Source organism: Aporhodopirellula sallentina SM41 (assembly GCF_000346505.1).
In the GTDB taxonomy this organism is placed as follows: Bacteria; Planctomycetota; Planctomycetia; order Pirellulales; family Pirellulaceae; genus Rhodopirellula; species Rhodopirellula sallentina.
Genome location: NZ_ANOH01000095.1, coordinates 1 through 26903, shown reverse-complemented (window position 1 = coordinate 26903; position 26903 = coordinate 1). Strand labels below are relative to the sequence as shown.

General features: G+C 58.4%; 17 protein-coding genes. 4 read left to right on the top strand and 13 right to left on the bottom strand.

Annotated elements, in window-relative coordinates; genetic code table 11:
* Positions 1-18: 18 nt before the first annotated feature.
* The 3 genes from RSSM_RS05270 to RSSM_RS05260 all read right to left on the bottom strand — a co-directional run bounded on the left by RSSM_RS05270 (position 19) and on the right by RSSM_RS05260 (position 1442).
* Positions 19-507, bottom strand: a complete 489-nt coding sequence (locus RSSM_RS05270; RefSeq protein ID WP_236620958.1) for a hypothetical protein — start codon at positions 505-507, stop codon at positions 19-21.
* Positions 508-518: 11 nt separating this feature from the next.
* A complete protein-coding gene (gene hemP, locus RSSM_RS34535) occupies positions 519-821 on the bottom strand; it encodes a hemin uptake protein HemP (RefSeq protein ID WP_008675358.1) in 303 nt (100 codons plus the stop codon).
* A 333-nt stretch (positions 822-1154) separates the two neighbouring features.
* Positions 1155-1442 carry a hypothetical protein gene (locus RSSM_RS05260; RefSeq protein WP_044301238.1) on the bottom strand — a complete coding sequence of 96 codons (288 nt, stop codon included), beginning with the start codon at positions 1440-1442 and terminating at the stop codon, positions 1155-1157.
* A 443-nt stretch (positions 1443-1885) separates the two neighbouring features.
* Between RSSM_RS05260 and RSSM_RS05250 the strand changes: the two genes are divergently transcribed.
* Positions 1886-4852 (top strand): hypothetical protein, encoded by a 2967-nt coding sequence (locus tag RSSM_RS05250; RefSeq protein ID WP_236620957.1) that lies wholly within the window; start codon positions 1886-1888, stop codon positions 4850-4852.
* A gap of 445 nt (positions 4853-5297) precedes the next feature.
* The gene (locus RSSM_RS05245; protein WP_008675354.1) at positions 5298-5759 is read left to right on the top strand and encodes a ferritin-like domain-containing protein; all 462 of its coding nucleotides are present in this window, start codon (positions 5298-5300) and stop codon (positions 5757-5759) included.
* A gap of 271 nt (positions 5760-6030) precedes the next feature.
* On the opposite strand, the gene RSSM_RS05240 is transcribed toward RSSM_RS05245, so the two are convergent.
* The 10 genes from RSSM_RS05240 to RSSM_RS05190 all read right to left on the bottom strand — a co-directional run bounded on the left by RSSM_RS05240 (position 6031) and on the right by RSSM_RS05190 (position 25070).
* Positions 6031-6375 (bottom strand): GxxExxY protein, encoded by a 345-nt coding sequence (locus RSSM_RS05240; RefSeq protein WP_236620956.1) that lies wholly within the window; start codon positions 6373-6375, stop codon positions 6031-6033.
* Positions 6376-6591: 216 nt separating this feature from the next.
* Entirely contained in the window at positions 6592-8283 is a 1692-nt protein-coding gene (locus RSSM_RS05235) for a S41 family peptidase (RefSeq protein WP_008675349.1), read from the bottom strand.
* Positions 8284-8904: 621 nt separating this feature from the next.
* The gene (locus RSSM_RS05230; protein ID WP_236620955.1) at positions 8905-12729 is read right to left on the bottom strand and encodes a DUF4347 domain-containing protein; all 3825 of its coding nucleotides are present in this window, start codon (positions 12727-12729) and stop codon (positions 8905-8907) included.
* 286 nt (positions 12730-13015) lie between these two features.
* Positions 13016-14227: a type II secretion system F family protein gene (locus tag RSSM_RS05225; RefSeq protein ID WP_044301207.1), complete on the bottom strand. Its 1212-nt coding sequence runs from the start codon at positions 14225-14227 to the stop codon at positions 13016-13018.
* 133 nt (positions 14228-14360) lie between these two features.
* A complete protein-coding gene (locus RSSM_RS05220; protein ID WP_008675343.1) occupies positions 14361-16052 on the bottom strand; it encodes a GspE/PulE family protein in 1692 nt (563 codons plus the stop codon).
* Positions 16049-19111 carry a secretin N-terminal domain-containing protein gene (locus RSSM_RS05215; protein WP_081613691.1) on the bottom strand — a complete coding sequence of 1021 codons (3063 nt, stop codon included), beginning with the start codon at positions 19109-19111 and terminating at the stop codon, positions 16049-16051. The genes RSSM_RS05220 and RSSM_RS05215 overlap by 4 nt, the downstream gene beginning before the upstream one ends.
* A gap of 307 nt (positions 19112-19418) precedes the next feature.
* A complete protein-coding gene (locus RSSM_RS05205; RefSeq protein WP_044301235.1) occupies positions 19419-20201 on the bottom strand; it encodes a hypothetical protein in 783 nt (260 codons plus the stop codon).
* Between the two features lie 104 nt (positions 20202-20305).
* Positions 20306-23419, bottom strand: coding sequence for a M28 family peptidase (locus RSSM_RS05200; RefSeq protein ID WP_008675335.1), 3114 nt, complete (start codon positions 23417-23419; stop codon positions 20306-20308).
* Between the two features lie 123 nt (positions 23420-23542).
* Complete coding sequence (locus tag RSSM_RS05195; RefSeq protein ID WP_008675332.1) at positions 23543-24007, bottom strand: hypothetical protein; 465 nt, start codon at positions 24005-24007, stop codon at positions 23543-23545.
* A gap of 181 nt (positions 24008-24188) precedes the next feature.
* The gene (locus RSSM_RS05190) at positions 24189-25070 is read right to left on the bottom strand and encodes a helix-turn-helix transcriptional regulator (protein ID WP_008675331.1); all 882 of its coding nucleotides are present in this window, start codon (positions 25068-25070) and stop codon (positions 24189-24191) included.
* A 692-nt stretch (positions 25071-25762) separates the two neighbouring features.
* Between RSSM_RS05190 and RSSM_RS05180 the strand changes: the two genes are divergently transcribed.
* Together RSSM_RS05180 and RSSM_RS05175 are read left to right on the top strand one after the other, a co-directional pair.
* On the top strand, positions 25763-26428 hold the full coding sequence (locus tag RSSM_RS05180; protein WP_044301233.1) for a ribonuclease H family protein: 666 nt from the start codon (positions 25763-25765) through the stop codon (positions 26426-26428).
* 199 nt (positions 26429-26627) lie between these two features.
* Positions 26628-26903: GlgB N-terminal domain-containing protein (locus RSSM_RS05175; protein WP_008675327.1), on the top strand; the 276-nt coding region annotated here is incomplete at its 3' end.

Here is a 26903-nt window from a genome sequence, read left to right as displayed (position 1 = left end):
TGGCAAGACGGCGATTCCCTAAGCAGGGACTGCGTCTTCGTTCGTGATCGAGAGAGCGATCACTTCGCCATCGGCCGACAGAACGCGGTTGGCTCTACTGCGGGACCGTTGGACTTCTCGGCGTCGCGTCTTTTGTTCGAAACGCGAAGATGCGAAACGTGACGGTGAGCCGGTCGCAGACTCCGAACCGCTACCGGGCAGCATGGTGGTCTTCATTGCTGCCCACTGCTGCATCGTCAATTCCATTTCGCTCTGGGTGAACCATCCGACCGCGGGGCTGAATGTTTCCTGGCGCAAGACGATCGGGCGATCCCGGATCGCTTGGACCTGTTCGCAGAATGGACGACTGCCCAACTGCAAAGATGCTTGAGCGGAGGTGTCGTCGGGCTGTTCGGGGGCGAACAAACCGACCGCGTCACGGGAATCCATCGACCGGTGCACGATCAACAATCGTTGATGTTCCGATGCCCCGGGGACTACCGATAGAACGTTTTCGTTGGGCGTCACGACTGACTCAATCACTTAGTGAGAATTAACTTTCCTTGTCGCGTTTTTCGCAACCGATAGAGCTGACCTTCGTTTTCGATCCAGATCTCGTCTCCGCACCGGGCGAGACTCTCGAATTTCACCACTTTCATGGCGTGCGGCGGATGATTGGCTCCCGCCGGGCTCCCCGGAGCACCGGTCGATCCCATCACACGCGTTTCGATCACAGCCGACTCCACCACGGTCGATTCAGTCGCGGCGAGACCGGCACCGGGAGCAGGCTGCACAGGCGGCCCTGGCTCATTCGGTTCAGAGGTCGGCGGCGTTGAGTCCATCAAGTAAGTCGCTGAGTCTGGAGAAATCCCGCGATATCATCACTCGCGAGGGTCAATTCAGCACCAATTTAAGCAGCGAGCGGAAAGCGAGCAAGACGTTATTGCGAATCATTTGCAACAAAAGCAAACGGAGCTTTCTGGTCGAAAATGCATAAAAAAAGCCGCCCGGTCAAAGAACGGACGGCGTTGGGGCGTGTGTGGGCTTGCCTGCGAGGAGCCGCATGCAGCCAATTGATTCGAATTCTGGCCGTCGAAATGGCTCACTCGAGGGTGAGTATTCGCGGGGCCGGAGCTTTGGTGGCTGGCGGTCGGGGGTGCTCGGGAGCCGGAGGCCTAGGATTGGTCCTTTTCGAGCATTTCTTTGTATTGATCCCGTTCGCGGCGGGTCGCTTCGAGGTCGAAGATCAGATACTTCATGTCCAGACGCAACTGCGAGAGAGCTTCTTGGACGAGGTTCAAAATCCGACGACGACGGGTGCTGCACTCGATCACGCGGGCCAATGCGGGAGCGACCGAATCACGGTAACGTTGCGGAAGGGCTTCGATGGCGGCAGCCATTTCTTGCAGTTCCACAGGGGTTTCGTCGGTGAGTTTCGCTTGGGTGGCGGCAATCTTGGTCATGATCAGTTCTTTCTGCTGGAAAGTTTCGTGCCGGCGTGTCGGCGACGGCCGTGTTGTTCTTGATTGATAGCCATCCATTGCATTCACGATGCCACTTCACTGAGGCACCTCGTCGAATCTCCGTAAGTCGTTTCCTGTAATGGACTTACGTGATTTGGTGTGTTCTGTTGCGAAAACGCAACGTTGTCTGGAAGCAACGTCGGATCAGCCTGGACGGCGGACCCAAAACTTGATACCAGAAGGACTTAGGTCTCATTTTAGTTCGAATTTGATCGTCGGTGCGAAAAAGCAACATGTCGTTGTTTGTCCGCCACATTGGTGCTTCGCGAGAGAGTTTCTCGTGCCAGCCTCCGGTGGCGTCGTGGTGATCGGTTGACTTCGCTCCGACAGCATTCTGCGTGCGAAGGGATTGTTCCGCCCGCGAGTGCTCGGGTCAACGATCAATGCCTCTTCCAAACCATTTGGTGGACTTTGCCGACATGGCTGTGCCGGGTAGGAAAACTGTTCAGCCGAAGCCCACGCGTGGCCCTCGCGTGTGGCCGGGGCTGCTCGCAATCTTGGCGACGGCGTTTGTTTTTTCTGCGGTCGCAAAGGGACAGTTAATCGACCCGCTCGATGCCTATCCGCCACGGTGGTCACTCGACGAAAACGACTGCGACGCGCGGATCACCGAGCAGGGCCACGCAAACGATCCGGGGGCCGACGGCGGTCGTTGTGAAACAATCACGATGTTGATGTCCCATGGCACGAAAGCTGTCTTGGTTTACCCGATCGAACCGGTGCGTCCGATTGATGCGTTGACAGCGACCCTTTCGGTCAAGGGACTTAGCCGGGGGATCCAAATCGGATTTCGCGTTCGGTTCCCGTATGTGATAGATCCAGAAACGAAACGTCCCGCTGCGTTGCTGGTGTATGGTTCGTCGTACGAGCACATCGGCGAGTTTCAACGGCTCGGTATCAGTGATATCGAAGGCGACCTAAAACTCAAACGTGTGGCCCTGCGCAACCAATTCGGTGCACGCTCCGACGTTTCATCACCGTACGTCGACGCGGTGGTGATCAATGCCTATGGCGGACCGGGCAATCATACGCTGCGTTTGGATCAACTGCGGATCGAGGCGATGGTGCCTCTGATCGATGACCTTGCCGCGGCCCATGCATCAGGCAAGTCAGCGATCACGCGCGCGGCCGGAACATCGATTTCGGGCGGTGACTCGGGATCGCAAAAAATGTTGAGTGTCCCCAATCCGTACGTGACCTCGTATGACGCGAATCGGTTGACCCCCTCGACGGGATTGCCTGCGGTGGCGTTCCCGCCCGGACGTGTGACGAGGATTCTGCAGCACAACGGCGAACCGCTCGCATGGGTTCGTTCACTGGGGTTCGACAGCGTTTGGATGTCACAACCGCCCAACGCGTCGATCCTTTCCGAAGCGATCGCGGCGCGGATGAAGATCTACGCCCCCGCACCTTCCTCGCCGGACGAATCGCTCGCTCCGTTGCTCGAACCGGTCGCCGGATGGATCGTCGGAGGTGACCGCCCGATGGATTCGTCCAACACCTGGGAGCACTCCGAAGATGTTCGCAGGCTGCGGCGAATGCCTGCTCGATGGCAACGACCGCTGGTGGGGTGCCCGGTGGAATCGTTCCGGGAATACTCGGCGATGCTCGACGCGGTCGTGCTCGACGCTCCGCCGCGTGTCAGAAACCTCTCAACCGCGGCGACCAAAGCATTCCGTGCACAACAGTCGATCCGCACCAACGGAAAGCCGATGGCGGTCGGCATCTCCGGGATGGCCAATCATGTCGCTTCGCTGCAGACCGACGCCATCGCCGCTCGGATTGGCACGCCAGGGCGAAACGGTTTCCGGTGGCACGGGATGTGGCGTCAGATCGCCGACGCACTTGGGGACGCCCCTGATGCGATCCTGATTCGTTCGACCACGCCGCTCTCGGGCGGCACGCCGTTGCAACAGAACCGCGCGATGTCGCTGTCGTTCGTCAACCGCTTCACCGCCGCACTCGAGCAATGGGTCAACGGCGGGTTAACCGATCCGCAGGGGGAACTGATTCATGACGTCGACTCCGACCGTCCGCTGTATTTCGCTCACCGCGTCAGCAGTGGGCCGACAACGCTCCTGATTTTGACGAGCGTCATGGGACGCGGCGATTCGGCCATCGCCGGCGACGGCAAATCGATCGGAATTCGTCTCCCGCCGTCTGATGAAGGCAAACTGATTTGGCGACTGACGCATTTTTCCGCCGAACGCCTGACACCTCAAACAACAATGGGTGGCACCGTTGTTCCGATCGTGTCGCCAGATGTCGTGGAGGTGATCGCGATCAGTGACGAGATTTCCGAAGCGGGTAAAATCGCGAGCTCCGCGAAACGTTTCGCCCGCCAAGCCGCGATGGACCGTTGGCAATTGACGAGTGAGGCGATCCGTCGCAGTGAGAACGCGTGGACACAAGCCGTCGCCGCACGCGTTGTATCACGGGCGGCACCGAATGATTTGCTCCAAGTCGCAGCGGCGTCTTTGGAGAGCGCCGAACAACTCGTCCGCAGTGGCCAATCGGAAGCTTCGCTTCGCATGTCACGGCGAGCCGACGCGTGGTGCGCCAAGAGTGACTGGATGTTGCAGGACGCGTTGCTCGACGACGTTCATACTCATTCGCAATCCCTGCCAACGACGCCTGAGTCATCTTCACAGCGTTTCATCAGCAGTCCACCGACGATCGTTGGCGACTTCGAAACGCAGGTGGCTTGGTCGCCGCTGTTGAAAACGCCGGTCGATGATTTGGCAACGTTCGCTCCTTCGGTCGCAAATCAATTGGGGTTGCGATCGCGTTGGGGCGTGAACCGGATCGCTGGCGGCGACTTTGAGCGTGGCGGGCATCTCGGCGATCGTGATGCATTGGCGCGAGAGGGGTGGACTCTCGGACGACGTCACGCGAAGTGGGCCGAAGCGGAGGCGACGTTGATTCACCGGGGCGCGTTTTCGGGCAATGGAGCTCTGCGTCTTCGGGTAACGCCTCGCGGGAGTGATCCGTTGCCGGGAGGTTACGAGGGCACGTGCCTGATGGTCCGCAGTCCCGCAGTTCGGCTGCAGGAAGAAGGCGTCGTGCGGATCGATGCCGTCGTTCGAACGCTCGGGTTCGCGAACCCGCATCAAGGGCTACTGATCTACGATTCGATCGGAACTCAGCAAATGGGGGTCCTGGTCAACGATCAACCGCAATGGACGCCCGTCACCCTGTTTCGACAGGTCGGCAAGAATTCCGTCGTGCATGTCATGATGGAGGTCATCGGCGGTGGCGAAGCGATCATCGACAATATCCAAATTCGGACTTGGGAAACGACCGCCAATCCAGCCTCGTTGCTGCGTCCGCTCGAAACGGCATCGAATTAGCAACATCGAAATTCAGCGGCTGTTTGGCGCGTCTTTGAAAACGAAGTAGTCGATGTCGCCAAACTGATGTAATCGATGCCGCCAGACTTCGGTGCCGTGGATCCTGGCGAATTCAGCTACAGGATCGGACGCGTCGAACTGCTCGCTCCGCTTTGATCGTCGAAGCGGCGTGTTTGGGCGAAGCGATGCACTGGATGCTCGCCGCGTAAAAAGATAGATTGACGCTCGTGTGGGACGTCCGCCCCTCGCAAGAGTCGACGGTGGTGGAGAAAACCCTTTCCACCGTGTCACAATCCTAGCCATCGTTTCACAATGCAATTACCGGCACTGAAACCGGCCGCGGGCGATTGCCAGCTCCGCACGCCGTTTCGCTGTAGCCGTTGCACGCGAACCGACATCCCCAATCACAACCTCGTCACTCACCCCCTAATCGAAAGAAAACGCCATGGCCAACGAAGCCCTGATCGATTGTCTCAACGAAATCTTGAAGCACGAGTGGACCGGCGTCGCTCAGTACTCGCAAGCTTCCTTCATCATCGAAGGATTGTGGCGAGAAGTTTACGCGCCGAAGTTTGAAGGCGATGCAAAAGAATCGTTCAAACACGCGAGATTGGTCGGTGAGAAAATCTCCGCACTCGGCGGAGTGCCCGTCGCCACGCGTAACGAGATCAAACAGAGCAAAGACCTTCGCGAAGTGCTCGAGTTCAGTCTCGCGTTCGAAGCCAAAGCAGTCGAAATGTATACCAAGGCCCTCGAGCTCGCCGAACCTCATCGCAGCCTCGTCGTGTTCCTCGAAGACATCCTGCTCGAAGAACAAGAAGGCGTCGACGAGTACACCAAATTACTCCGCGACACCCCAGCCGCTCACGCTTCAATGAGTGGCGAACCGGTTCGCAAGTCGAGCTAACGCGGAATTGCTTTCCGCCGAAAACGTTCGAAGCCGGATGTTGTCAGACTTCAGTGCCCCGAAGCCTGGCAACTCCGGCTTTTTTCTTTGCGCCGTAGCGTCTCTGCGCTTTAACTTCACAGACTCAATGACAGCCTATCCGTCGTTGCTCGGGGGCGGAAACGTAGGGTTGTGGTAGGTGTTTTTAACGCAAAGTCGCTAAGACGCAGGGACGCGAAGATGAGACTGGCGTGTCTGTGGATTTACGTTTGCGTCTTTGTGGTGTGGAGTCTCACAGGTCGTTCACGACACGGTGGATTCCGTCTTTGACGAGCTTTTTGCCGAAGTTGATGACTAGGCCCAGTTTGAGTTTCCTCAATCGTAGGTACGTCAGTAGCTGAGTTGCAAAGATTGGATTGTACTGCGTGACGGCTTTGCATTCGACAATCACGAGGTCGTTGACGATCAAGTCGATCTTCAAGGGCGTCGCAAGCGTGACGTCTTTGTATTGGATCGGAGAGGGAACCTGTCGACGAACATTGCAACCGTGTTGAGGCAATTCATACGCTAGGGCTTCTTCGTAGACTGATTCGAGCAAACCAGGACCGCCCAAGGTGCGATGCACTTCGATAGCCAAGAGACGATCGATTTGCTGATCTCGTTCTCAGTCATCGATCGGTTCGCTAACGTTGCATTGCTATGGAATCGCGGCTAACGCTAGGTGGGAAGTTGTTTTAACGCGAAGTCGCTAAGACGCAGGGACGCAAGGGAGATGCTGCTGCGTCTGTCCTGTGTCTTTTTCTCTGCGTCTTTGCGTTTTTGTTTTTCCGCCAAGGTCAAACGTTGGTGCGACTTAGAATCCGGCGGCACTGAGGTGCTCGATTGCTTTTTGCAGGACCGAGTCATCCAGTTCGGTGGTTAGTCGTCCCTGGTCGTCGGGGCGAGCGGCGATGTAGGTTGGTGGGACAACGATGTTGGGTTCGACACCGTTGCGGCTGATTGCCTTTCCGCTCGGCGAGTAGAACTTCGCCGTCGTCAGGCACAACCCGAACCGGGCCGACTGCATCCGGAAGATGCCCTGCACGCTGCCTTTGCCGTAACTGGTTTCCCCGATGACCGCACCGCGTTCGCTGTCGTGGATCGCTCCCGAGAAAATCTCGCTGGCACTCGCACTGTTGCGGTCGATCAAGACCACCATTGGGACGTCCCAAGTGTTGGGGCGATGTGCGGCGTAGTCAAAGTTCTCGCGAGCGTTTCGGCCACGGGTTGTCACGATTCGTCCGTTACTCATGAACCGATCCGCGACTTCCACTGCGGCGGACAGCAGACCGCCTGGGTTGTCCCGCAGGTCCATGATCAGCGATCGCATCCCGTCACGGTGCAACGCCCACAACGCCTGTTCGACTTCACGCGGAGTCGTCTTTTGGAAGTTGGTCAGGCGGAAGTAGCCGATGCCGTTGGCACGGTCGACGATGTGAACGTTTTCCACACAAGGCACATCGACACGGCGACGGGTAACGGACACTTCACGTTGCGTCTGATCGGCACGGAGGATCGTCAATCGTGCCGCGGTGCCTTCCGGTCCACGCAGCAAGTCGGCGATGTAGTCCGGATCCTTTTCGTCGGCACGGTTCGAGCCGACCGCCAAGATCCGATCACCGGCAACGATCCCGGCTTCAGCCGCAGGGCCGCCTGGGATCACCGAAAGGATCAACAACGAATTGTCTGCCGATTTCAACTCCACGCCCAAGCCGACGAAGTTACCTTCGATCGTCGAGAACATTTCATCGAGTTGACCGGGCGACAACAGGCGGGTGTAGGTGTCGAGCGTCGAGACCGCACCGCTGACGTATTCCAGCACCGTCGCGGTGCCGGAAATGCCGAGCTCCTCGTGTGCCATGCTGGCGACCAAGCCGACCGTCGAACGCAGATCGAAACGGCTCTGCGTCGATCGTTCGGCGATGCGATGATGGATCGCTTGGCGAAACGCTTCGATACGTTCGTGCTTGTCGGCTCCGACAACACGGTCAACGAAGGCAGGTTCGGTCAACGCGACTTCCAACGCTGCGGTGCCGTGCAGCAGGACTCGCGACCACTCGATCGTTTCCACGTAATGCGTTTGCAGGTTCGCGAGGATTTCGCTGTATAAATCCAACGTCTGCGAAGTGCTCATGTCGCGAACACTCGCGAGATAGGTTTTGTCTTCGTAGCGACGTCGGACGTCGAAGTGCAAACGGCTGATCAACAACCGTTGATACAAAATCCGATCTTCCGGATAAGCCCGAGTTGCAGAGTCGTAGTGGTCGATCGCATCGCCCCACTGACCGGCACGCTCAAGAGCGAGGCCGTCTTCGAGCAAGCGATCGCGAGCCGATTGGCCGTCAATGTTTTGTGTCGCAACACCGCCGGACGCAGAATCCGCAGCGTGGGCAGACGCCACCGGTGCGAGTTGGATCGTGGAAAACAGAACCAACGAACCCAGCACGATCCCGGCGCGGTAAACTCGACGCGAACGACGACACAATACGCTTGACAACAAATCCATACGGAACATCCATTGGAGTGTCTGGGCACAGGGGGACGGCCGCGAAATCGACACTCGAGAAGACGCGGCTGAGCAAACTTAGGTCACGATTGGTGCCCGGTCAAAAAACCGCGCCGAAAAAAAATCGTTCCATTTCCACTAACCCGAATCAGCCGACCTTAGGTGGTACGATCGAGCGGGTTAGGGTGATCAAGAGACGGAAGTGTCATCACTCTGTCTCAAGATTTTTGCGAACGAATTCGCCCGAGCCGGTCGTGAATCAATCTTCACCGGCGGACGGGCGACCTTTCGGATCTGCTAGTGCATCCTGTGCACTGAGAAAGAGTCCGGCACTCCTTCGTGTTTCACAAACGGAATCGTGAAACACATTCACTCGCTCCGTGGCGAGTGGGCCGAACGTCTTTGGCGTCAGTCAATTAATAGGCAGTGTCAACACGCCGGGCAAGGATCACGCTCCGGCGGAAACACCTCACGCGTCCGAGTTGCCTCAGTAAATGCCTGTTTTTGCGTCAAAGTCACGTCGTTCGGAAATGAAAATATTACCGAACGAGACTGCGTGCCTCATCCATCTTTCGTTTCAATCGACCGGATGAAGAAGACGCGTCGACGTATGCACGGCTGCTAGATCAGTTCCCAGCGTCCGATGCGGCCGTCGTCAAGGTCGACGTAATGCAGAATCCCGTCCGGTCCTTGGCTGATCGCGACGACAACGTTTGCACCGGTTACGAAAGTTTGCACGTCGGTAACGTTTCCGTTGGCATCGATCGACGCATGACGAACAATCCCCTGGCCGAGATCATTGAAGAAGATGTCGCCATCAAACACTTCGCCATAGAAGTCGCCGCGGTAGACGTCACCCATCACGATTGCGTTGATGCCGTCCACCTGGTGATTCAGTCCGTAGATGGACGCTTCGACATCGATGCTCTGAGAAAAGAATGCCTGACCCTCTGGGGTATCACGGTAACGCGTGTTGACCTCGCTCACTCCACTGCCGCCCTCGTAGAACGGCCATCCAAAGTTCGCACCCGGTCCGGCCGCGTTGATCTCTTCCCATTTTGTCCAACCCACATCACCGACATAGAGTTGCCCGGTTTCAGGATCCACGGACATGCGGAATGGATTTCTCAGTCCGAGCTGATACACCTTGCTGCGGTTAGCGTCCGCATCGCCGTTGAAAAATGGGTTGTCGGTCAGCCCTTCACCGGTGATCGGATCAATCCGGAGAACCTTGCCCGAAAGACTATCGATGTCCTGAACCCGATCGGCACGAACGTCGACGCGGTTGTAGCTCGCCCCGTCACCAATCGAAACGAACAAATTGCCATCGGTGCCAAACGCGAGAGCGCCGATGGTGTGCGACTCACTGTCACTCGGAATAAAGTCTTCGAGGTAGGAACCGTCAGGCAGTTCGCCGGCGGGCGGTTCATTGAAGTCGAACGTGCTGTTGGCGAACCCGTTGAAATTGTCCCATGTGCTGTTGGTCCCTAGCAGGACAACTTCGCTGCCCGCCACTGCGGTGTGGTATCCGTTGTCGACGTCGGCGGTGACGCGAATCAGTCGTCCTGCGCGATTGCCGTTCCCGTTGGGGCCGGCCAGTGTTCCTGCCGCTTGGTTGTAAACCTCCGGCGGGTCGTACGTGAACAGCAGGTAAACGTACGGGTTGTTTTCGAAGTCCGGATGAACGGCGATGTCGAGCAGTCCACGGTCACGGGTTCCGTTGACCATCGTTGAGATGTCAATGAACGGAGTCGACGAAACACTCTCGCCGACGCGTGCCTTCACGACGCCTCCCTTTTCGGCAATCAACATGGTTCCGTCGGGGAGCCAGTCGATCGCTGTTGGTTGATTCAATCCCGACGCGAGGGTCAAAGAGTAGACCGTGTCGGGTTGTTCGGCCGGCGGGTCGAGCGCGGGGGCTTGTTGGTCGAGACTCCAATTGCGAATTCGATGCGAGTTGTCCAGTCCACCGGTCCCGGCGGTAAAGCCGACGTAGCCGGTGTCACCAACGATCGTGCCTAAATCAACAGTCGCTTTCATCAACGCCAACGCCGGTTTGTCGGGAGTCGACGAAAGGAACACCGACAAATTGTCACTGACCCCGTTGTAGTCGACCCACACGTAGTACCGGCCGCCATCGTTCAGGTCCACATCGGGTATGGCCGTTCGCAGGCTGTCAAAGATTGTTCCTGAGATGATCGATACGTGATTTGCATTGACTTCGAGATCGCCGTTGCGATAGGTGTCGAATTCGATGGCAACCGAGTTTTCGATTCCTTCGTATCCGAGACGCCCACCGTTGGCGCCCACCGCATCGGCCTCGCGAGGATCGTTTTGGATCGTGAACGTCAAGCCGTCGGCACCGTTGGGGCCACCGCCTCCGGTGATTTCGAAACTGAACGCAGACCGAAATGACGCGTTTTGATCGAGTTTGATCGGAGAGGTGAAGAACGCACTACCGGCGCGATTCAGGTTGTCCGTCGTCAACTCCAGCGCGTTACCGGTACGTCGTGCGTCGCCGTTGAGTTGCAACCCAGCGACAGAGTTGAAGTTCGAGTAGCTCGGCAGTTCTACTTCATCGTCGACGATCGTCACCGTAGCCGTGCGGGGCACGAGCAACGTCGCACCTCCGGTTACGTTGTCGATCGTGACGTTGAACGCTTCGTTGGATTCGATCGTGTTGTCATTGCTGAGTGCGATCACGATGTTTTGGGACGTCTGACCGTTTTCAAACGTCAGCGTTCCTTGCTGGCCGACAAAATCTGCTCCATCGGTCGCGGTTCCTTCCTGGGTTTCATAGTCGACCGTTACCTCCCCGTCGCTGCCTCCGCTGCGGATGACTTCGATGCTCACGGTGCCGGCATCTTCGTCTACGTTTACGTTGCTCGTTTGCAGCGAGATCACGCCCGGGTTCAATGCGCTGCCGTACTGGAAGTATCCGTTGATGTGCAACGTTTCGGCTTGTTTGTATCCAGGCGAGATTTCATCGTCCTGGTAGGTGCCTGTCGAAAAGACGTCCGGGGCTTCGGTTTCGTACACCGCACCGTCGATCACGACTTTGTCGACACGCAGGTTTCGGTCGATCTCGCCATCGTTTTCGTAGAGATCGTTTGAGAAGACAATTTTCACCTGATCGATGCTGACCTGCGAAGTCGCGGTGTAGTCGTACCGCACAAACTCTCTCGCGTCGGCGTCGCCACCGATGTTGTTCCACGTGTTGGCGAGCGTTCCGTCGATCCACAGTTCCATCCGTTCTGTGTTCTCGCTGCCGGCGGCATAGATTGAAATCGAACTCGGCAATTCGGAGTTGTCGTAATATTGGAAATATCCGTTGCCGTGAATCCATTCGCTCTGGCGATACCCCGGCGAGATCCCGTCATCGGGCAACCACGTTCCGGTTCCGAACACGAGCGGATCTTCCGATTGCACGGTGTTGCCATTGACGACCACGCGGTCAACACGCAGGTTGCGGTCGAGGTCGAGCGACGGTTCGTAAGCATCGTTGCTGAAGATCACACGCACTTGGTCGGCGGTCGCGTCGGCCCCGCCGTTGTAGGTGAACTCTTGGAAGACGCCCGCCTCCGCGTCACCGGCAACGTTGTTCCACGTTTGGACGATCGTCCCATCGATCTCGAGTTGCATCTGTTCTTCGCCCGTCGAACCGGCGGCGAACACGGTGATTGGCAATGTCGTTGTGAAGCGATTCAGATCTTTCGCTGAGGCGAGTAGGTTTGCCTCGATCGCACCGGTGGTGACTTCCAAATCCCAGTCGCCGCGGAACCGGTCCGATCCGGTGACGTCGGATGACGCAGCGACATCGGCGCCGGTATGCCTAGCGAGCATCTGGACGAAACGTTCTCCCTCGCTTCCGGCGGCGACTTTGCACCCATAGATCAGGATGTCTGCGTCGTCTGTCAGCCGTTCTGCCCACGAACGCAGCATCCCCGCGTGCGATTTCAATCGCTCGGCGTCGATCAGTTGGTCGCCAATCATCAAACGGCCCGAGTCACCGTGCGAAAGGATGTGAATCGCAGAGATAGCAGATCGCTTTTGAATCGCCGCGTCCATTTGCATGACCGCATCGGACGATGAGTCGACGATCACCAACTCAACGCCGTCTCGAACCCAGGCATCGATCTGTTCCGAAACTGCCACCTCGGAATCAACAAACGCGATCTCGCGGGCGGCCGTTTCAGCTTGCAGTGTGGCTTTGGGGGAGGATTCCGCATGCTCGGATCCGGAGACATCTGTCGACGTGGGAGCGGAATCCACCGCAGCGGCGACCTCGGCCCCGGCATCCCCGGCCAACATCCTCCGCGGTTCGAGGTGAGCCAACGACCAGTGGTTTTGCCGTTGGAGTTCGAGCGGCTTTTGGTCGCGGGACCGACGGCGCAGGATGGACGGTTTCATTCCGGTAGCGAGGGTGTGGGTAATTTTGGGGGGCATCACAGACCCTGACATACTAAATACCGGCGCGACCAATGCAAACGTTCAGACCCACCAATGGGGAACAATCCGCATTCTCGGCACGCGACCGCATTCTCCGCACACAGCAGCGTTTCCCACACAGCAGCGTTTTCCGCGAGCAGATGCATTTTCCGCGGTCAGTTGCCCCGGCGTCGTCGCGGCGACCTCATTCGCCCTGGCAAATCGCGCAGAACACTCCTCCCACCCGGGCGAAAAAAAGATCCGCCCAGGGTTTGCAGCAGTTGGGGGCCGAGAGGGCGGTCGCCTACAGAGTCGTGCTGCTCTTGAGGACCGGAACGAGCAGGGCGAGGACCACGGCGAGAACCATGATCGCCATGATCAGCAACATGATCGGCTCGAGCAGACGGACAAACAAATCGAGTCGCCGGAACGTTCGCTTCTCCAACGAATCGGCGATCTCGGGCAAGACGCGGTCGAGCGAGTTGCTTTCCTCGCCGACGCGGATCATCTCCACAACCGCCATCGGGAAATAGCCCGACGCGCCGAGCGGTTTTGCCAAACTTTCACCGCTGCGGATGTTGTCGGTCGCGTCGCCGATCGATTGACTCAGCAACCGGTTGCCGGTCGCACTGCGGCTGATGTCGAGCGATTTGATGATCGGAACCCCGTTGCCGAGCAACGTTCCCAGCACGCGGCAAAACCGAGCCACGGATAGGTTCATCAGGATGTCCCCGAGGACGGGGATTTTCAGTTTGAATTGATCGGCCTGTTCTTTTCCTTTGTCGGTTTGCAGGTGCATCCGAAGGGCGATCACCGCGGCAGCCAAAGCGATCAAGATAAAGATGCCGTAGCTCTGCAAGAAATGACTGAATACGAGCAGCCATTCCGTCATCGCGGGCATCTCTCCCTTCTTGCGAAGTCGGTCGAACAGCATGTCGAACTTCGGCACGAAGAACACTAACAAACCCGAGACCACGACCGTTCCGACGGCGAACAGGAACGTCGGGTACGCCATCGCACTGACGGTTCGGCCTTTAAGGTCTTCCTGCAGTTCGGTAAACACGCTCACCCGGTCCAATGCGTCTTCGAGGAAACCGCCTTCGGTTCCCGCCCGCACCATGTTGATCGCCATCTCGCTGAAGACGCCGGGATAGCGGGCCATCGCGTCGCCGAGCGTCTCGCCGTCTTCGACACGGGCTTTGATTTCCGACATCACTTCGCCGAGGACCGGTTCGGACGATTGGGAGCCGAGCAACGTCAACGAACGAATCATCGGCACGCCGCTGCGCAACAGCGATGCGAGTTGCCCGTAGAAGGTCGCCATCGTTTGGCCTTTGACCTTCTTGCGACCCCGGCGAAAGATACTCGAACCGGCCGACGCCTGTTCGGTAATCTTTGTGGGAAACAGCTCTTTGCCCGACAACAGCGAACTCGCCTCACGCGCGCTGCCGGCCTCAATGGTGCCAGAAACCATTTTGCCGGATAGGTCGCGAGCGGAGTAACTAAAGGATGGCACCGGTGACGTCGTACTGTGTGAGAAAGGGAAACGGACTCGGAAGGGCAAACCCAACAACGAGTATAGCGATCGAAGTGGGGGCGATCATCAACGCGCCGGCATCGGACGCCCGCGTCGAATCGGAAACGAAAGCCTACAATGCCTCGCCCTTGGTAACACGGAGCACCTCGTCAATGCTCGTGACACCGGCGACGGCTTTGTCCCACGCGTCCATCCGCAGTGTTCGCATTCCCTCACTGACGGCGGCGCGTCGGATGTCCCAACTGCTCGCCCGGGCCTGAGCCAATTCGCGGATCGGTTCGCTCGAGACGAGCAATTCGTAGATACCGAGACGTCCGGAATACCCGACGTTTCGACATTCACGGCAACCGACCGAACGGTACAACGGTTCGCCGTTGAGTTCGTCCCATGGGAAGTCCTTGGGCAACTCGTCGCGGTCCGGTTGGTAGGCTTCTTTGCAGTGCGGGCAGAGCCGGCGAAGCAGACGCTGGGCCATGACCGCCTCGACGGTTCCCGCCACCAAGAACGGTTCGACGCCCATGTCGACCATCCGAGTGAACGCTCCTGCGGCGTCGTTGGTGTGCAGCGTGCTGAAAACCAAGTGACCGGTCAACGAGGCTTGGGTCGCGTTTTCGGCGGTTTCCAAATCGCGAATTTCCCCGACGAGCACGATGTCCGGGTCGTGACGCAGGATACTCCGCAGGGACGCGGCAAAGGTCAAGCCGATCTTGGAGTGGACCTGAATCTGGTTGATCCCATCGAGTTGGTACTCGACCGGATCTTCGGTCGTGATGATTTTGTTTTCGGGACCTTTGATCTCGAGCAGGCTGCTGTAGAGCGTCGTCGTTTTACCACTACCCGTCGGACCGGTCACCAAAATGATGCCGTGCGGTATCCGGATCAAACTTTTGAACCGGTTGTAGATTTCGGTGGACATCCCCAACCCTTTCAGGTCGAAGACCATCGAGGATTTATCGAGCACCCGCATCACGAGGCCTTCGCCGTGGATCATTGGGATCACACTCAAACGAATGTCGACCTCGCGTCCGTGGACACGCAATCGGATGCGTCCGTCTTGCGGCAAACGCTTTTCAGCGATGTTCAGCCGAGCCATGATCTTCAGGCGGCTGATGATGGCGGCTTGGAAACGTGTGATCTCGGGCGGCACCGGTTGCGGGTGCAGGATCCCGTCAATCCGATACCGAATGACCAACCCGTCGGACTGGGATTCGATGTGAATGTCACTCGCCCGCGAGTCGACCGCTTCGGTCAGAATCTCGTTGACCAATCGCACCACGGAGGCTTCCTGAGCCATCTCGCTCAGTTCGCTGCCGTCGGTCTCGATGCTCTCGAGCAGTTCAATTTCTTCTTCGCCCGCCGCCGCGACCAGACCTTCGATCGTTTCGCTACCGACACCGAGGTGTTTCTTGACGAGGCGATTGATCTCGGCTCGCTCGGCCACCACTGGCGTGACAGTTTTTCCCGTCGCCGCGCATGCTTCGTCGAGCGGGTAGAGGTCGAACGGGTCAGGAGTTGCGACCCGCAGACCACCGTCGGCCCATCCGATCGGGAACAACGAATGACGATAGATCAGCTTTTGCGGAAAGCCCTGCAGAGCCGACAAATCGACCTCGGCGGTACGCAGATCGATGAAGTCCAAACCGACTTCATCGGCGATTGCCTCGAGAGCTTCGCGGGCGGAGACATATCCCAACGTGACCGCGTTGTCGACAATCGACTCCGGATCACCGCTACGCGATTGCTCGAGTTGTTGAGATGTGAGCAGACCTCGTCTGCATAGAATTTCCGCCGCGTGCATGATCATCTTCCGCGTCCTCCGCGTCCGCCTGTGTTTCCGCCTCCGCCGCGGGTGCCTCCCCCGCCGCGTGTGTTTCCTCCGCCACGTCCTGTATCGCCGCCACCTCGACCGCCTCGGTCACCGCCACCAAATCGTGAACGGAAGGCTTCGATTCGACGTTGGATTTCTTCCTGGGAACTCTGATCGGACGAACGGCCCGATGAATTGTTCGAGGAAGAACTGCTGCTCGACGACGAGTCCGTTGTGGAAGGTTCTTTGCCGGTCACCGACTGCAAAGCCTGCAACATGATTTCCGGACGAACCGATCCTCCCATCGCGATGACTTCCACGCGTTGTTCGGATTCGAGTCCTTGCTGATCGAGCGTCTCGACCAGATCACGGACCGCCTGCAGGTTCTGTGGGGTTGCCGTCACGACGAGCGAATTACTCCGCTCATCGACAGCGACAATGATTTTACTCGGTTCGCTTTTCGGTGCAGCCTGGTTATTGCCACCACCCCCGCCGCCTCGACCACCACGGCCGCCGCGGAGTGCTTCGAAGAATTCTTGAGGGCTCGGTTGGCCACCACGTTGGTTGTTGCCTCCGCTGCTGGAGTCGCCCATCAAATCGGCAAAGACCGCTTTGACGATGTTCGCAACCGCCGTTGCGTCCTGGTAGATCACCGGAATCAACGTCGGGCGAGCGATCGTTTGAATTGTTTCAGGGCTTTCCTCCCGGTCAATTTCCTGCAGCACCGTGCGGATGAAGTCGAGGTCCGCCGGAGGAGCCTGAACGATCAACGCATTCAATCGGTTGTCGGGAACAATGTTCACGCTACCACGGCTGGTCAGGATCGTCCGTGTGTCGGATTGGTCGCCGCCTCCGCCGCCACCCATGCCGAGCAAACCGCCCAGCATCCCGCCACCGATTCCGCCCATCATCGACTCCGTCAACGCCGCCGCCGAACCGCTCGAGTCGGCACCGCCGAGAACCCCTGCGACCAATTCCGCCGCGATGTCTGCTTTGAGGAATCGTAGCCAAAAGATCGTGGGCAGGTCGGAGGCGAACGAGTTGTCCGTGCCGAGCGACGAAACCAATTGTTCCATCAAGTCCAACGCGTTCTGATCTCGCGAAGCGATGACGATCCCACCGGGAGTCAATTGAACCACGATGTCTTCACCGGCGAAATCTCGCTCGGCAGGCATGTCACCGTTCTCCGGCGCAGTGCGTGGTTGTGAGGAAACGTCGTTTGGCTGGGCCACGAGTGATTGAGCTTCCGACGAATCGTCGCTCTGATCCGACTCGTCGCCGGGATACTGCCACACCAACGTTTCGTTGTTCGTTTGGTAAGAAACGCTGGTGTCTTCGAGTCGCGACGAATCGAAACGATCCGGTTGGTCGTTGTTCGACGGCGAAGAACCGCGGTCTCGCGAGTCCTGCCGATCTTGGGCGGCCGATGGAGTGATCACGCGGATTCGGTTGGCGCGACCGGTCAACGGCCACAGGCTTTCGATTTGCCGCAATGTTTCCGAGGCGGCCGTTCCGGTGAACGGAAGGATCCGGACATTGTCGCCAAGGCCACCGGACAGAGGATCGTTCTCGAGTTCCGCGATCAGTCGTTTGACCGACTCGATTTGGTCCGTCGAACCGCGAACCCACAAACGTCCCGTGACCGGGTCGCCGTCGACGATCGGGCCGTTGCCGCCGCCTTCTTCGGTGACACCAAAGAATTTATTGATCGTCAAAAGTGCCTGTGCCGGTTCGAGTCGTTTCAGATCGATGATCGTGAAATCTTTTCCGGTGCCTTCGAGTTCCGCGATCGTTTTCGAAATGGTCTTTTGAGTCTCCGGACGGGCGAACGCGATCACCGCACCGCGGTTGGCATCGATCGCCAAACGGGCATCGGGTGAACCCGCGATCAACGTTTGCAACACGTCGTAAACCGTTTGCAGATCCGCCGACGCGACCGGATGCGTTCGCAGTTCTGGGGTGATCAAAGTTGCGTCGACCTCTTCGGTCTCGCCCGGCATCGGCCGGTCGGCTTTCTCGATCACGCTCGACAGTAGGTCGAGTTTGGATTGGTTGCCGGTCGCGAAGATGCGATCGCCGTAGATCGAAACGGACAAACGAATCTCGTCGTTGGCGTTGCTGCCTGGTTCCAACCCGAGCAACGGGCGAGCGATTTCGAGCACCTCGTCGGCGGCCCGATGTTTCAACGTCAATTCCACCACACTCGACTGAGCCTGGGTTGCGGCGCGAAGCACTTCGTCGATCACCTTCAGTTTGCCAACCGTCTCGGTCACGACGACTTGGCGGGCACCGGCGAGCACATTGATCCGGCCCCACGGCCCGATGATTTGTGACAACTCTTCGCGGGCCTGATCGGCCGAAATCGATCCGAGTGGGAACACGCAGCGAACAATGTCGCTGTTCCCACGTTCGCCGAATGTGCTCGGGGTGACCAGTTCGGCCATTTCCGAGATCAGTTTCTCGGCGTTGTCGGCTTCCAAGTCGACGACGAGCAACATGCGTCCTCGGCGAACGACGGCCCAACCTCGGTCGAGCAAAAGTCGGTTGATCAAATCCAACGCTTCGGAAACCGTGTATCCCTTGGTCGGGTCGACAAAATTGACCGTCCCGGCGGGAACCGCGTCGACTTGCAACGACAGGTCGGCTTCGTCCGAGATCCACTGCAAAACGTCATTCCAGCTCGCGCCTGAGAAGTTGAACCGCAGACCGTCTTGTTGAGGCTCGGGCGAGGACGCGGGAGCAGGTTCAGAGGCAGCGGCCGGTTCGGGGGCAGAAACCGGTTCCGGGGCGGAAACCGGTTCGGGGGCAGTGTCCGGTTCGGGGGCAGTGTCCGGTTCGTCCGCCGCCGGTTCGGTGGGCGCGGGTTGCTCGGCCGATGCCGGAGCCTGCTCCTCAGCGGCTTCGGGCGGAGCGGACGTGGTGTCCGCAACCGCGGGGGCATCGGAATCGGTTTGGGCAACCGCAACCGAAGCTCCCTCGTTGGTTGCCGTCGCGATCAAAAATACGACCAGGACGCAGCGAACTGGACGGAAGAGTGTTGAGACGATGAGTGGCATTTCGCGGCGTTGACTAGAAAAGGAAAGCGAAGCGGGACAACCGGCCAGACGGGAATCGATCAGTCTACTCGACTCGGCAATTTTCCCCACTAAAAATTGGGGCGAACCGCCGTCAATGCCGTGTTCCCGACCGGATATGCCGATTCAACACCGTCCTCTCGCGGAAGTTCCGTCAAATCGCCGGCCCCGTTAACGATGTGCGACAACCCCTTGCGAGATTCGAGTGGGGAACGCACCGCAGTTGATCGTCCAAGCGGGTTTCGTGAAGCACCACGCGGCACTCTCTCGCCGGCGGCATGACGCTCATTCAGGGGTTGAGCCATTGATGCAGATCGCCTGACCGGGGAACCGCGAATTTTCCGTGGTCGGTTTGACGATCGAGTTCGCGGTACCGGATGCCAATCAGGTCGACGGCTTTTTGAAACTCGGCGCTGACAATCTCTTTGAGCCAAGGCTGTGCGTCGCCCCCGGTCAACGATCTTAAAACCGACGAGCGGCCGTACCGCGAACGACCCGATCGGCGGCTTGCTGCCGTGATCAGCGGTTCACTTTCTTCCCGCGTCAAAATCACCCGATCCTGTTTGCGGACGGCCGACAGGAAACGCGACGTCACCCGCGGATCCGTCGACAAACGCACGTGATCGAACTCATGCAGCACCAGCGGCGATTCCCAAAACGCCTCTCGATCGGGCATGTCCTCAAACCACATCAGATGGCTGACGTTCAAACGCAATCGGTCATACCCGACCCCGATCGCCAGTTCCCGATCGTTCGGCGAACCGTTCCACGCCCAACGACATCGGCTTTTGAACGTGTAGCTCAGCCGGAACTGCGTCTCCGCATCAAACGTACGGCCACGCGTTCCGGTCGATCGACTTGGGTCGACAACGGACGGACGCGTGCCACCAATTAAAAAGGTGATGTCCCCTTTCCCGATCAATTGCTTCAATTCAGCCGGCGGTTCGGGCAAACTCCTCAGCGACAACTTTCGCTGGCCGTGCTGATTGGGCGAACCGAGCCCCTCGTCCGCCCGGGCAACGCTCTGCGGATACAGTAAAACGCTGCCCGCGAGCAAAACGATCGCGATCATGCCAACCCATCCGAACGCCCGATGTTCTCGATCTGCGATGCCCGGCCAGGCTGTCACACGCGACGGACCTAGCCATTTCTCTATCAACGGTTTTCGCAGGTCGCTCAATCTCGCGACCCCGGTGTCACTTCGAACTGCAACGTTTCGCCGTCGCGGACGACTTCGATCGTAATCGGTTCGCCGATCTTCAGGGCCTCGATCGCGTAGGTGTAGTCGTTGATGTCTTCGACCACTCGGCCGGCCACCTTCACGACCACGTCACCGCCTCGCAATCCACCCTCGGCCGCCGGAGCACCCGCCGTCACGCCACTGAGCCGTTGTCCTTTGACTTCGCCGGCGGCGTAATCGGGAATCGTTCCGAGATAGGCCCGCAACGCAACCCGAGGCGTTTCTTTGCCAGCGTCGCCTTCGTTGAGTTCGAACTTCGGCAAGCTCGACGAACCGAGAAAGCCACGGGTCAGCAAACCGAACAAGCGGGCGATCTTTGCCGTCGCGTCGTAGTTCAACTTGTCGGCCGTATCACGAGGCGTGTGGTAGTCTTCGTGAGCACCGGTGAAGGCGGACAGGATCGGAACACCTCGCGAGACAAACGCCGACGCGTCGGTCGGCAAACCTGTGCTCGCGCGGTCGAGTTGGATCGGCAATCCGACCGGCACGTTCCGGCGGCCCACTTCACCTTCGAAACCAGGCGACGAACCGATGCCTTGGATGATCAGTTTTTGATCCAATCGTCCGACCATGTCGAGGTTCAGGTAGACGCCGATCGCCGGTGACAGCGACGAAGGCTCCGGGGTCATCCCGTGAGCCGTCGCCATCGCAGCCGCCTGCTCGTCGACGATCGGTTTGGGCGCGTCGGGATATTGTTTGGAAAAGTTCTCGACGAAGTACTGCGAGCCGAACAACCCGAGTTCCTCCCCGCTCCATGCGGCGATGAACAGATCGCGTTTCATCTTCCATTTGCCCGCCCGTTTCTCTGAGGCGATCGATTGAGCGATCTCGAGCATCGATGCGACACCGCTGGCGTTGTCGTCGGCGCCGTAGTGAATCTGTCCTTCCTCGTCATCACGTGCCAACGAGTTGCTGCTGCCGCCGCGTCCGAGGTGATCGATGTGAGCTCCCACCATCACGACCGGATAAGTCGCGTCACCGGAATCGCTCGCCGGCAATCGAGCCAACACGTTACGCCCGGTTCCCGTCCGGCGGATGATTTCGACATTCGCACCGAGGGTGACTCCTTCGATCGGGAATCCCATCGCGAGCGATCCGTCATCAAGCGACTTCTGCAGTTCACCGAGATCCTCTCCCGCGTGGCTGATAATTTTGGCCGCCGTCTCATTGTCGATCGAAACCGCCGCAATGCTGACCTCCGCTTGCGACGCCGAGCGGTCAAACCGGATCAGTTGCCGGTTCACTTTGCTGGTCGGCCCCGACACAAACAAAATACCCCTGGCCCCTAGATCGCGGGCAATCGTCGCCTTGCGGCGTGGCGACCCATAACGTGCCATCCATTGCCGCGTTTCCGGCGTAATGTCCTGCGGCACGTCGCGGAAGACCATCACCCATTTGTCCAACACATCCAGGTGAACGTAGCTGTCGTATTGGTCGTGGTTCTCGTCACCTTGGATCTGCATCCCGTATCCGGCAAAGACGATTTCCGCCGGTTCGATTTCGCCCGTCTGTGAGAAGGACAACGGAGTCCACTGCGATGACAAATCCAACGCCTGCGACTGTTCTTTGGACGAAAGGGTCAGCGTCGCGCGATTGGCGTCGCCCAACGACGAACCGGCCGGGAACTCGAACGATTGGAAGAACGTTCCGTCGTCGCCCGCGCCGACAAAACCGAGGCTTTCCAAATAAGCGGCCACGTAAGCCGTCGCCCGGCGTTCGCCTTCGGTTCCCGTCATCCGTCCGGCGAGTTCCTTGCGGGTCAGGAAATCCACGTGCCGCATCACGTCGCTCGGACGATACTCCGGCGCAGTGGCTTGTACGTTCTCGCGAGCGATCTCGGTCTCGCGGCTTTGTCCGTCCTCGCCGTCTTCGGTCAACCCGAGCAACTCGCGTGCTTTTTGATCGTCGAAGTCAGCGAGATAGATCTGCGACGTTCCCTGTTTCGGTTTCTCGTCTTCCATCGCCAACGTTCCGTCCGCGTTCAAGACACGGTTGGATGTCCACGAGAGTTGATCGCCACCGGGCAAGAAAACCGGCAACCCGTCAAAACCGGGTGTGGTCGTCACACGAACCGGTTCGCCGGTTCCATCGGCACGAACGAGGTACAGCTCAAAGTTCGCAAAGCCGTGACGGTTCGTCGTGAAGATCAGGTAGTCACCGCTGGGATGAAAGTACGGTGCCCAACTCATCGCGTTCAAACTCGTCAAACGTTTCACATCGGTTCCGTCGACGTTCATCGTAAAGATTTCGGCAGTTGCGCCGTTCGGTGCAAAACGTCGCCAACAAATCTTTTCGCCGTCGGGTGAGAAGAACGGTCCACCGTCGTAACCCGGTTCGTCCGTGAGACGTTTGACCGTCTCGCCGTTTTCGAAAGCGGATCCATCGGCCTTGATCATGTACAGATCGATCATGAAAGCCGGATCCGTTTCGAACTGTTCTTTCTCGCGCGGCGTCAATTCACGGCGGTAGGCTTCGCGATTGGACGCGAACACGATCAAACTGCCATCGGGACTGTAGCTACCCTCCGCGTCATAACCTTTCGCGTCGGTCAGTCGCCGCAATCCTTCGGTGGTGCCCTCTTCGATCGCATCCAAATCGGCCGCGTAAAGTTCGTAGTTCGGATCGTAGTCCCAACTGTAGCGGCGCTGTTTGCCTGATTCGCGAAGTGCGATTTCCTCTTCCTGCTTCGCCACGGCTTTTTCGTCTTCGTGCGTGCTGGCGAACAACACGCGATCACCATCGGGATGAATCCACGCGCAAGTCGTCTTTCCGAACCCCGGGCTGATCCGACGCAGGTCTCCTGTTTCGAGATCGGTCAGATAGATTTGGTAGAACGGATTGGAGGGATCGCGTTCGCTTTGGAACACCATCTTCGATCCGTCCGCGCTGAAGTACCCTTCTCCTGCCCGGCGGCCTTCCCAAGTCAGTTTCCGCGTGTTGGTCAACAACTCGGTTTCGGCAGCCACGGACGCATCGGCCGGGCCTGCAACAGCGTGCTCCTGGGCCCATCCCGTCACGTCGACGTAGAAACAGGAAACAGCCAACGACACAAGCAGAATCGGATGGGGCAGTGCGGAATAAGTCGAGCGAGTTATCTGCATTTTGGTGGGGCAACAGGCTAGGTGGGATGGAAACGGTTGGTAGGGAACCCGAACGGACTCCGACCCGTTAGTTTACGAGTTCGCGAGCCCTTTGGCTCCCCGTAGACAAATTAAACCATCGCTCCAACGTTGAAATAACTCGAGCCGCTGTGACTCGCTTTGAAAGACACGCACGTTGCTTCGGTTCTGACGATGGTCTTCTCGCACGAGACCATACAGACGGTGGTACTCTGCCTCGGGATCAGGCCCATGGTCATGCTCAGAATGCTCCGCGTTTGCAATCATGTTGTCTGTTCCTGCCGATGATGAATCCGTGCCTGCTGTTGATGAACTGGCCGGGTTCACCCGAGCGGTCACTTCGAATCGAAAAATTTGTAACCAACCGGGACGCTGCACCGCGACCAAACGGACTGCTTCGAATTTCGCGGTATGGCCGAAGTAGCCGTTTTGGGTCAGGTGCGATCGGATCGACATTTCCATCTCGCGATCGCCGCACCAATCGTCCCACTTCTTCCGCAGTTGTTGCCACCAATTCATGACGTAGGCTCTCTTTGCTCTGTGCACTGCTATTTCTTCGTGCACCGACTATTCCGAGCAAACAATAAACACGCCGGCGGCGAAGAACTCTGCGACCGAGTGCAACGGAACCTCATCGGCTGAACGCTGCGTCAAAACGTCGCCAGCGAACTTTGCCGGCGAAAGTCACTAGCGAAAGTCACTAGCGAACTTTGCTCAGCTCTTTCGGCGGGATTCCGTATACGCGTTTGAATGCTCGGGAGAATTGAAACGCGTCAGAAAACCCTAACCGTTCGGCAACCTCCTTTACTAAGAGTCGCTCCTCGATCAACAGTTCCGCCGCATGGTTCATTTTCTTTCGCAGCAGGAACTGGTACGCCCCCACTCCGCCGAACCGTTTGAATAATCGCGAAACGTGGATCGGTGACAAATCACACTTCGCCGCGACGTCTTCGGCGGTTCGCAGTTCCATGTAGTTTTCTTCGATCTCGTCGCGGATTCGGCGATAGGTGGCGTAGGCACGCGACATGGTTTTGCCTTCGACCACGGTACGCTGCCGAATTTTCAACACCAACAACTCCGCGAGCGAACGGCAAACGTCGGGCGTCCATTCGCTGTCACTGCGAGCCTCGCGGTCGAGGCTTTCGAAGATCTCAACAAACTCATGCAGCGCGATCACCCGCAGCGGTCGGCCGTCGAGCAATCCCGCTTCGCCGAGCAAACGCTCGGTCGTCTGACCAGCGATATCGAGGTAGTACTTCCGCATCGGGTGAATCGAATCGGTCCAAATGCGGTGCAGAGTTCGCGGCCCGTAGGCGAACACCACTCCGGGTTGCAACGGAAACATGTTGCCGTCGAGTTCCAACCGCCCCGCCCCTTCGGTCACCATTTCGATCGCGTAGAACGGAAACTGGGTTCGAGCGACTTCGTATTCCGGCGTCATCCGTTCCACGCCGCCACACACGACCGTGAGAGCCGACTCCTCCGATGGATTTAGATCCAGGTAATACCGCCGAGCCCCCGACACCTGCTGCGAAACAAAGGTGGGTTCGGGAGACGATTCGTTCGGGCGAGGTTGGCTCATGCCTTGATGTTAAGAATCCACATGCCAGGTACAAGCCCGGCATGCCGGCGACGCGATGATGTTGTCGTCCTGATCGTAAAAACGAACGGTCGTGCAGGATATTCCGGTTGTCCCACACACTGTTAATTTGCGTCGACGTTTTCGATCAGGACAACTCGGGAGAACCCGCTGAGATTGTCGAAACCAACACTTGTCGAGTTACTCGTTGAACGCCTCAACGATCGCCGGCTCATCGGCTCCGAGCAGCAAGGAAGTACAGCCCCCCCGAGTCCACTGGATGGACTGCATTGCATGACGCAATGAACGGTCGGGTGCCGTGGCTGTCGCTGCGAATCGTCGATGGGTGTTTGCCTGTGGATCCGCCGCGCCGGGTGGATCTGATGCGGGCGATTCCGGTTGAGGCTGCCGGGTGATTCGATCAATCGCGTAAACGGTCGTGACTTCCCTCCCACACCTCCGCAAACGCCGCGATTCCGGCGACGGCCCGATCTCTGGTTCTTCCCACCAACCAGAGCGACTCGGGCCGTCGCCCGAAAGTTAACCTCCCATTTTCGATTCCTTTTCGCAGCCGCCCACCGTTGGCGACGAAACCTCCCATGATTGAATTCTCCCCAAAGAAGACACCGGAATCACTCGCCCTGGACCGCCTCGCGTTTGCCGAGCGTGCCGTCGAGGAAGCGTTGAATCCGTCGATGGACGTTGCGGAATCCTCACCGGTGCCCAACTTGGCATCCCTGTTGCTCGTGGTCTCCGCACAGAGCACGACGCTCGACGACGGACGATGGCAGTTTGCGATCGAAACCGCCGGTGGCAAACCGATCCTGGAAGCCGAGGACCACGAACGGGGCGATTTGAACCGTTTGACGCTGTTGGCGGCGGTCCGTGGGCTCGAAGCAATTGACGGCCCATCTGGGGTAACGCTGCTTAGCCACAATCGCTATTTGATCAGGTCTCTGACCGATTCGCTGCCACGTTGGCGGCGCAGCGATTTCGTGTGGGATCACTTCGGCAGGCGGGTCGAGGTCCAACATGCCGATCTGTGGCGGCGGATCGATCACGCCTTGGGGATCCATGAGGTTCAGGCGTGTTTGTTGACCGCGCGGATGGTCAGTCGTCCCGACAACTGCACCAAACACCTCCCCGCACCGAGCCCTGCGAGTGAATCCGAAACAACCTCCGAAACACCGCGGCAGTCCATTGTCTGCCACACGCCTCGATCGCGAGTCGAATCGGCTCACCATCGACACAGCGGACCGCACACCGGCAACCGTCTGAGAGATTGGTTGTTGCAGTCGGCTGTCGACACCAGCCAACGGGCACACCGCATCGCCATGATCGGACAACAACGCCCCCGATAGCAAACGCGATCCTGCCCCGCACGTTTGATCGCAGAGCCCACACGTTTGATTGCAGAGCCCGCACGCTTGATCGCAGAGAGCGTGCGATGGCCAAACGCCGCCGATCGACCCGTGTCAAAACCGCACATCATTTTTTGTTTTATTTGAGTCTTATTCCCTTACACGCTTCTGCCACCTCCTAACGTCTTGCAGACACCGCATGAATACGCAACTCTCCCTCTCCAGCATCCAATCGCTCATTGACGGGAATGTGTCCGACCCCGGCAGTTTGCTTGGTAGACACTCAGTCGACTATCGTGGAACGCAGGCCACGGCGATTCGAATGTACGAACCCGAAGCCCAATCGATTTGGGTCGTCGATTCCGCCAGCGGGCTGCGAAGGCCGATGCGTCGGTTGCACCCCGAAGGTGTCTTTGAAGCCATTTTTGATGAAACTCCTGAGAGCAACTACAAGGTCGAGATGATTGACAAACAA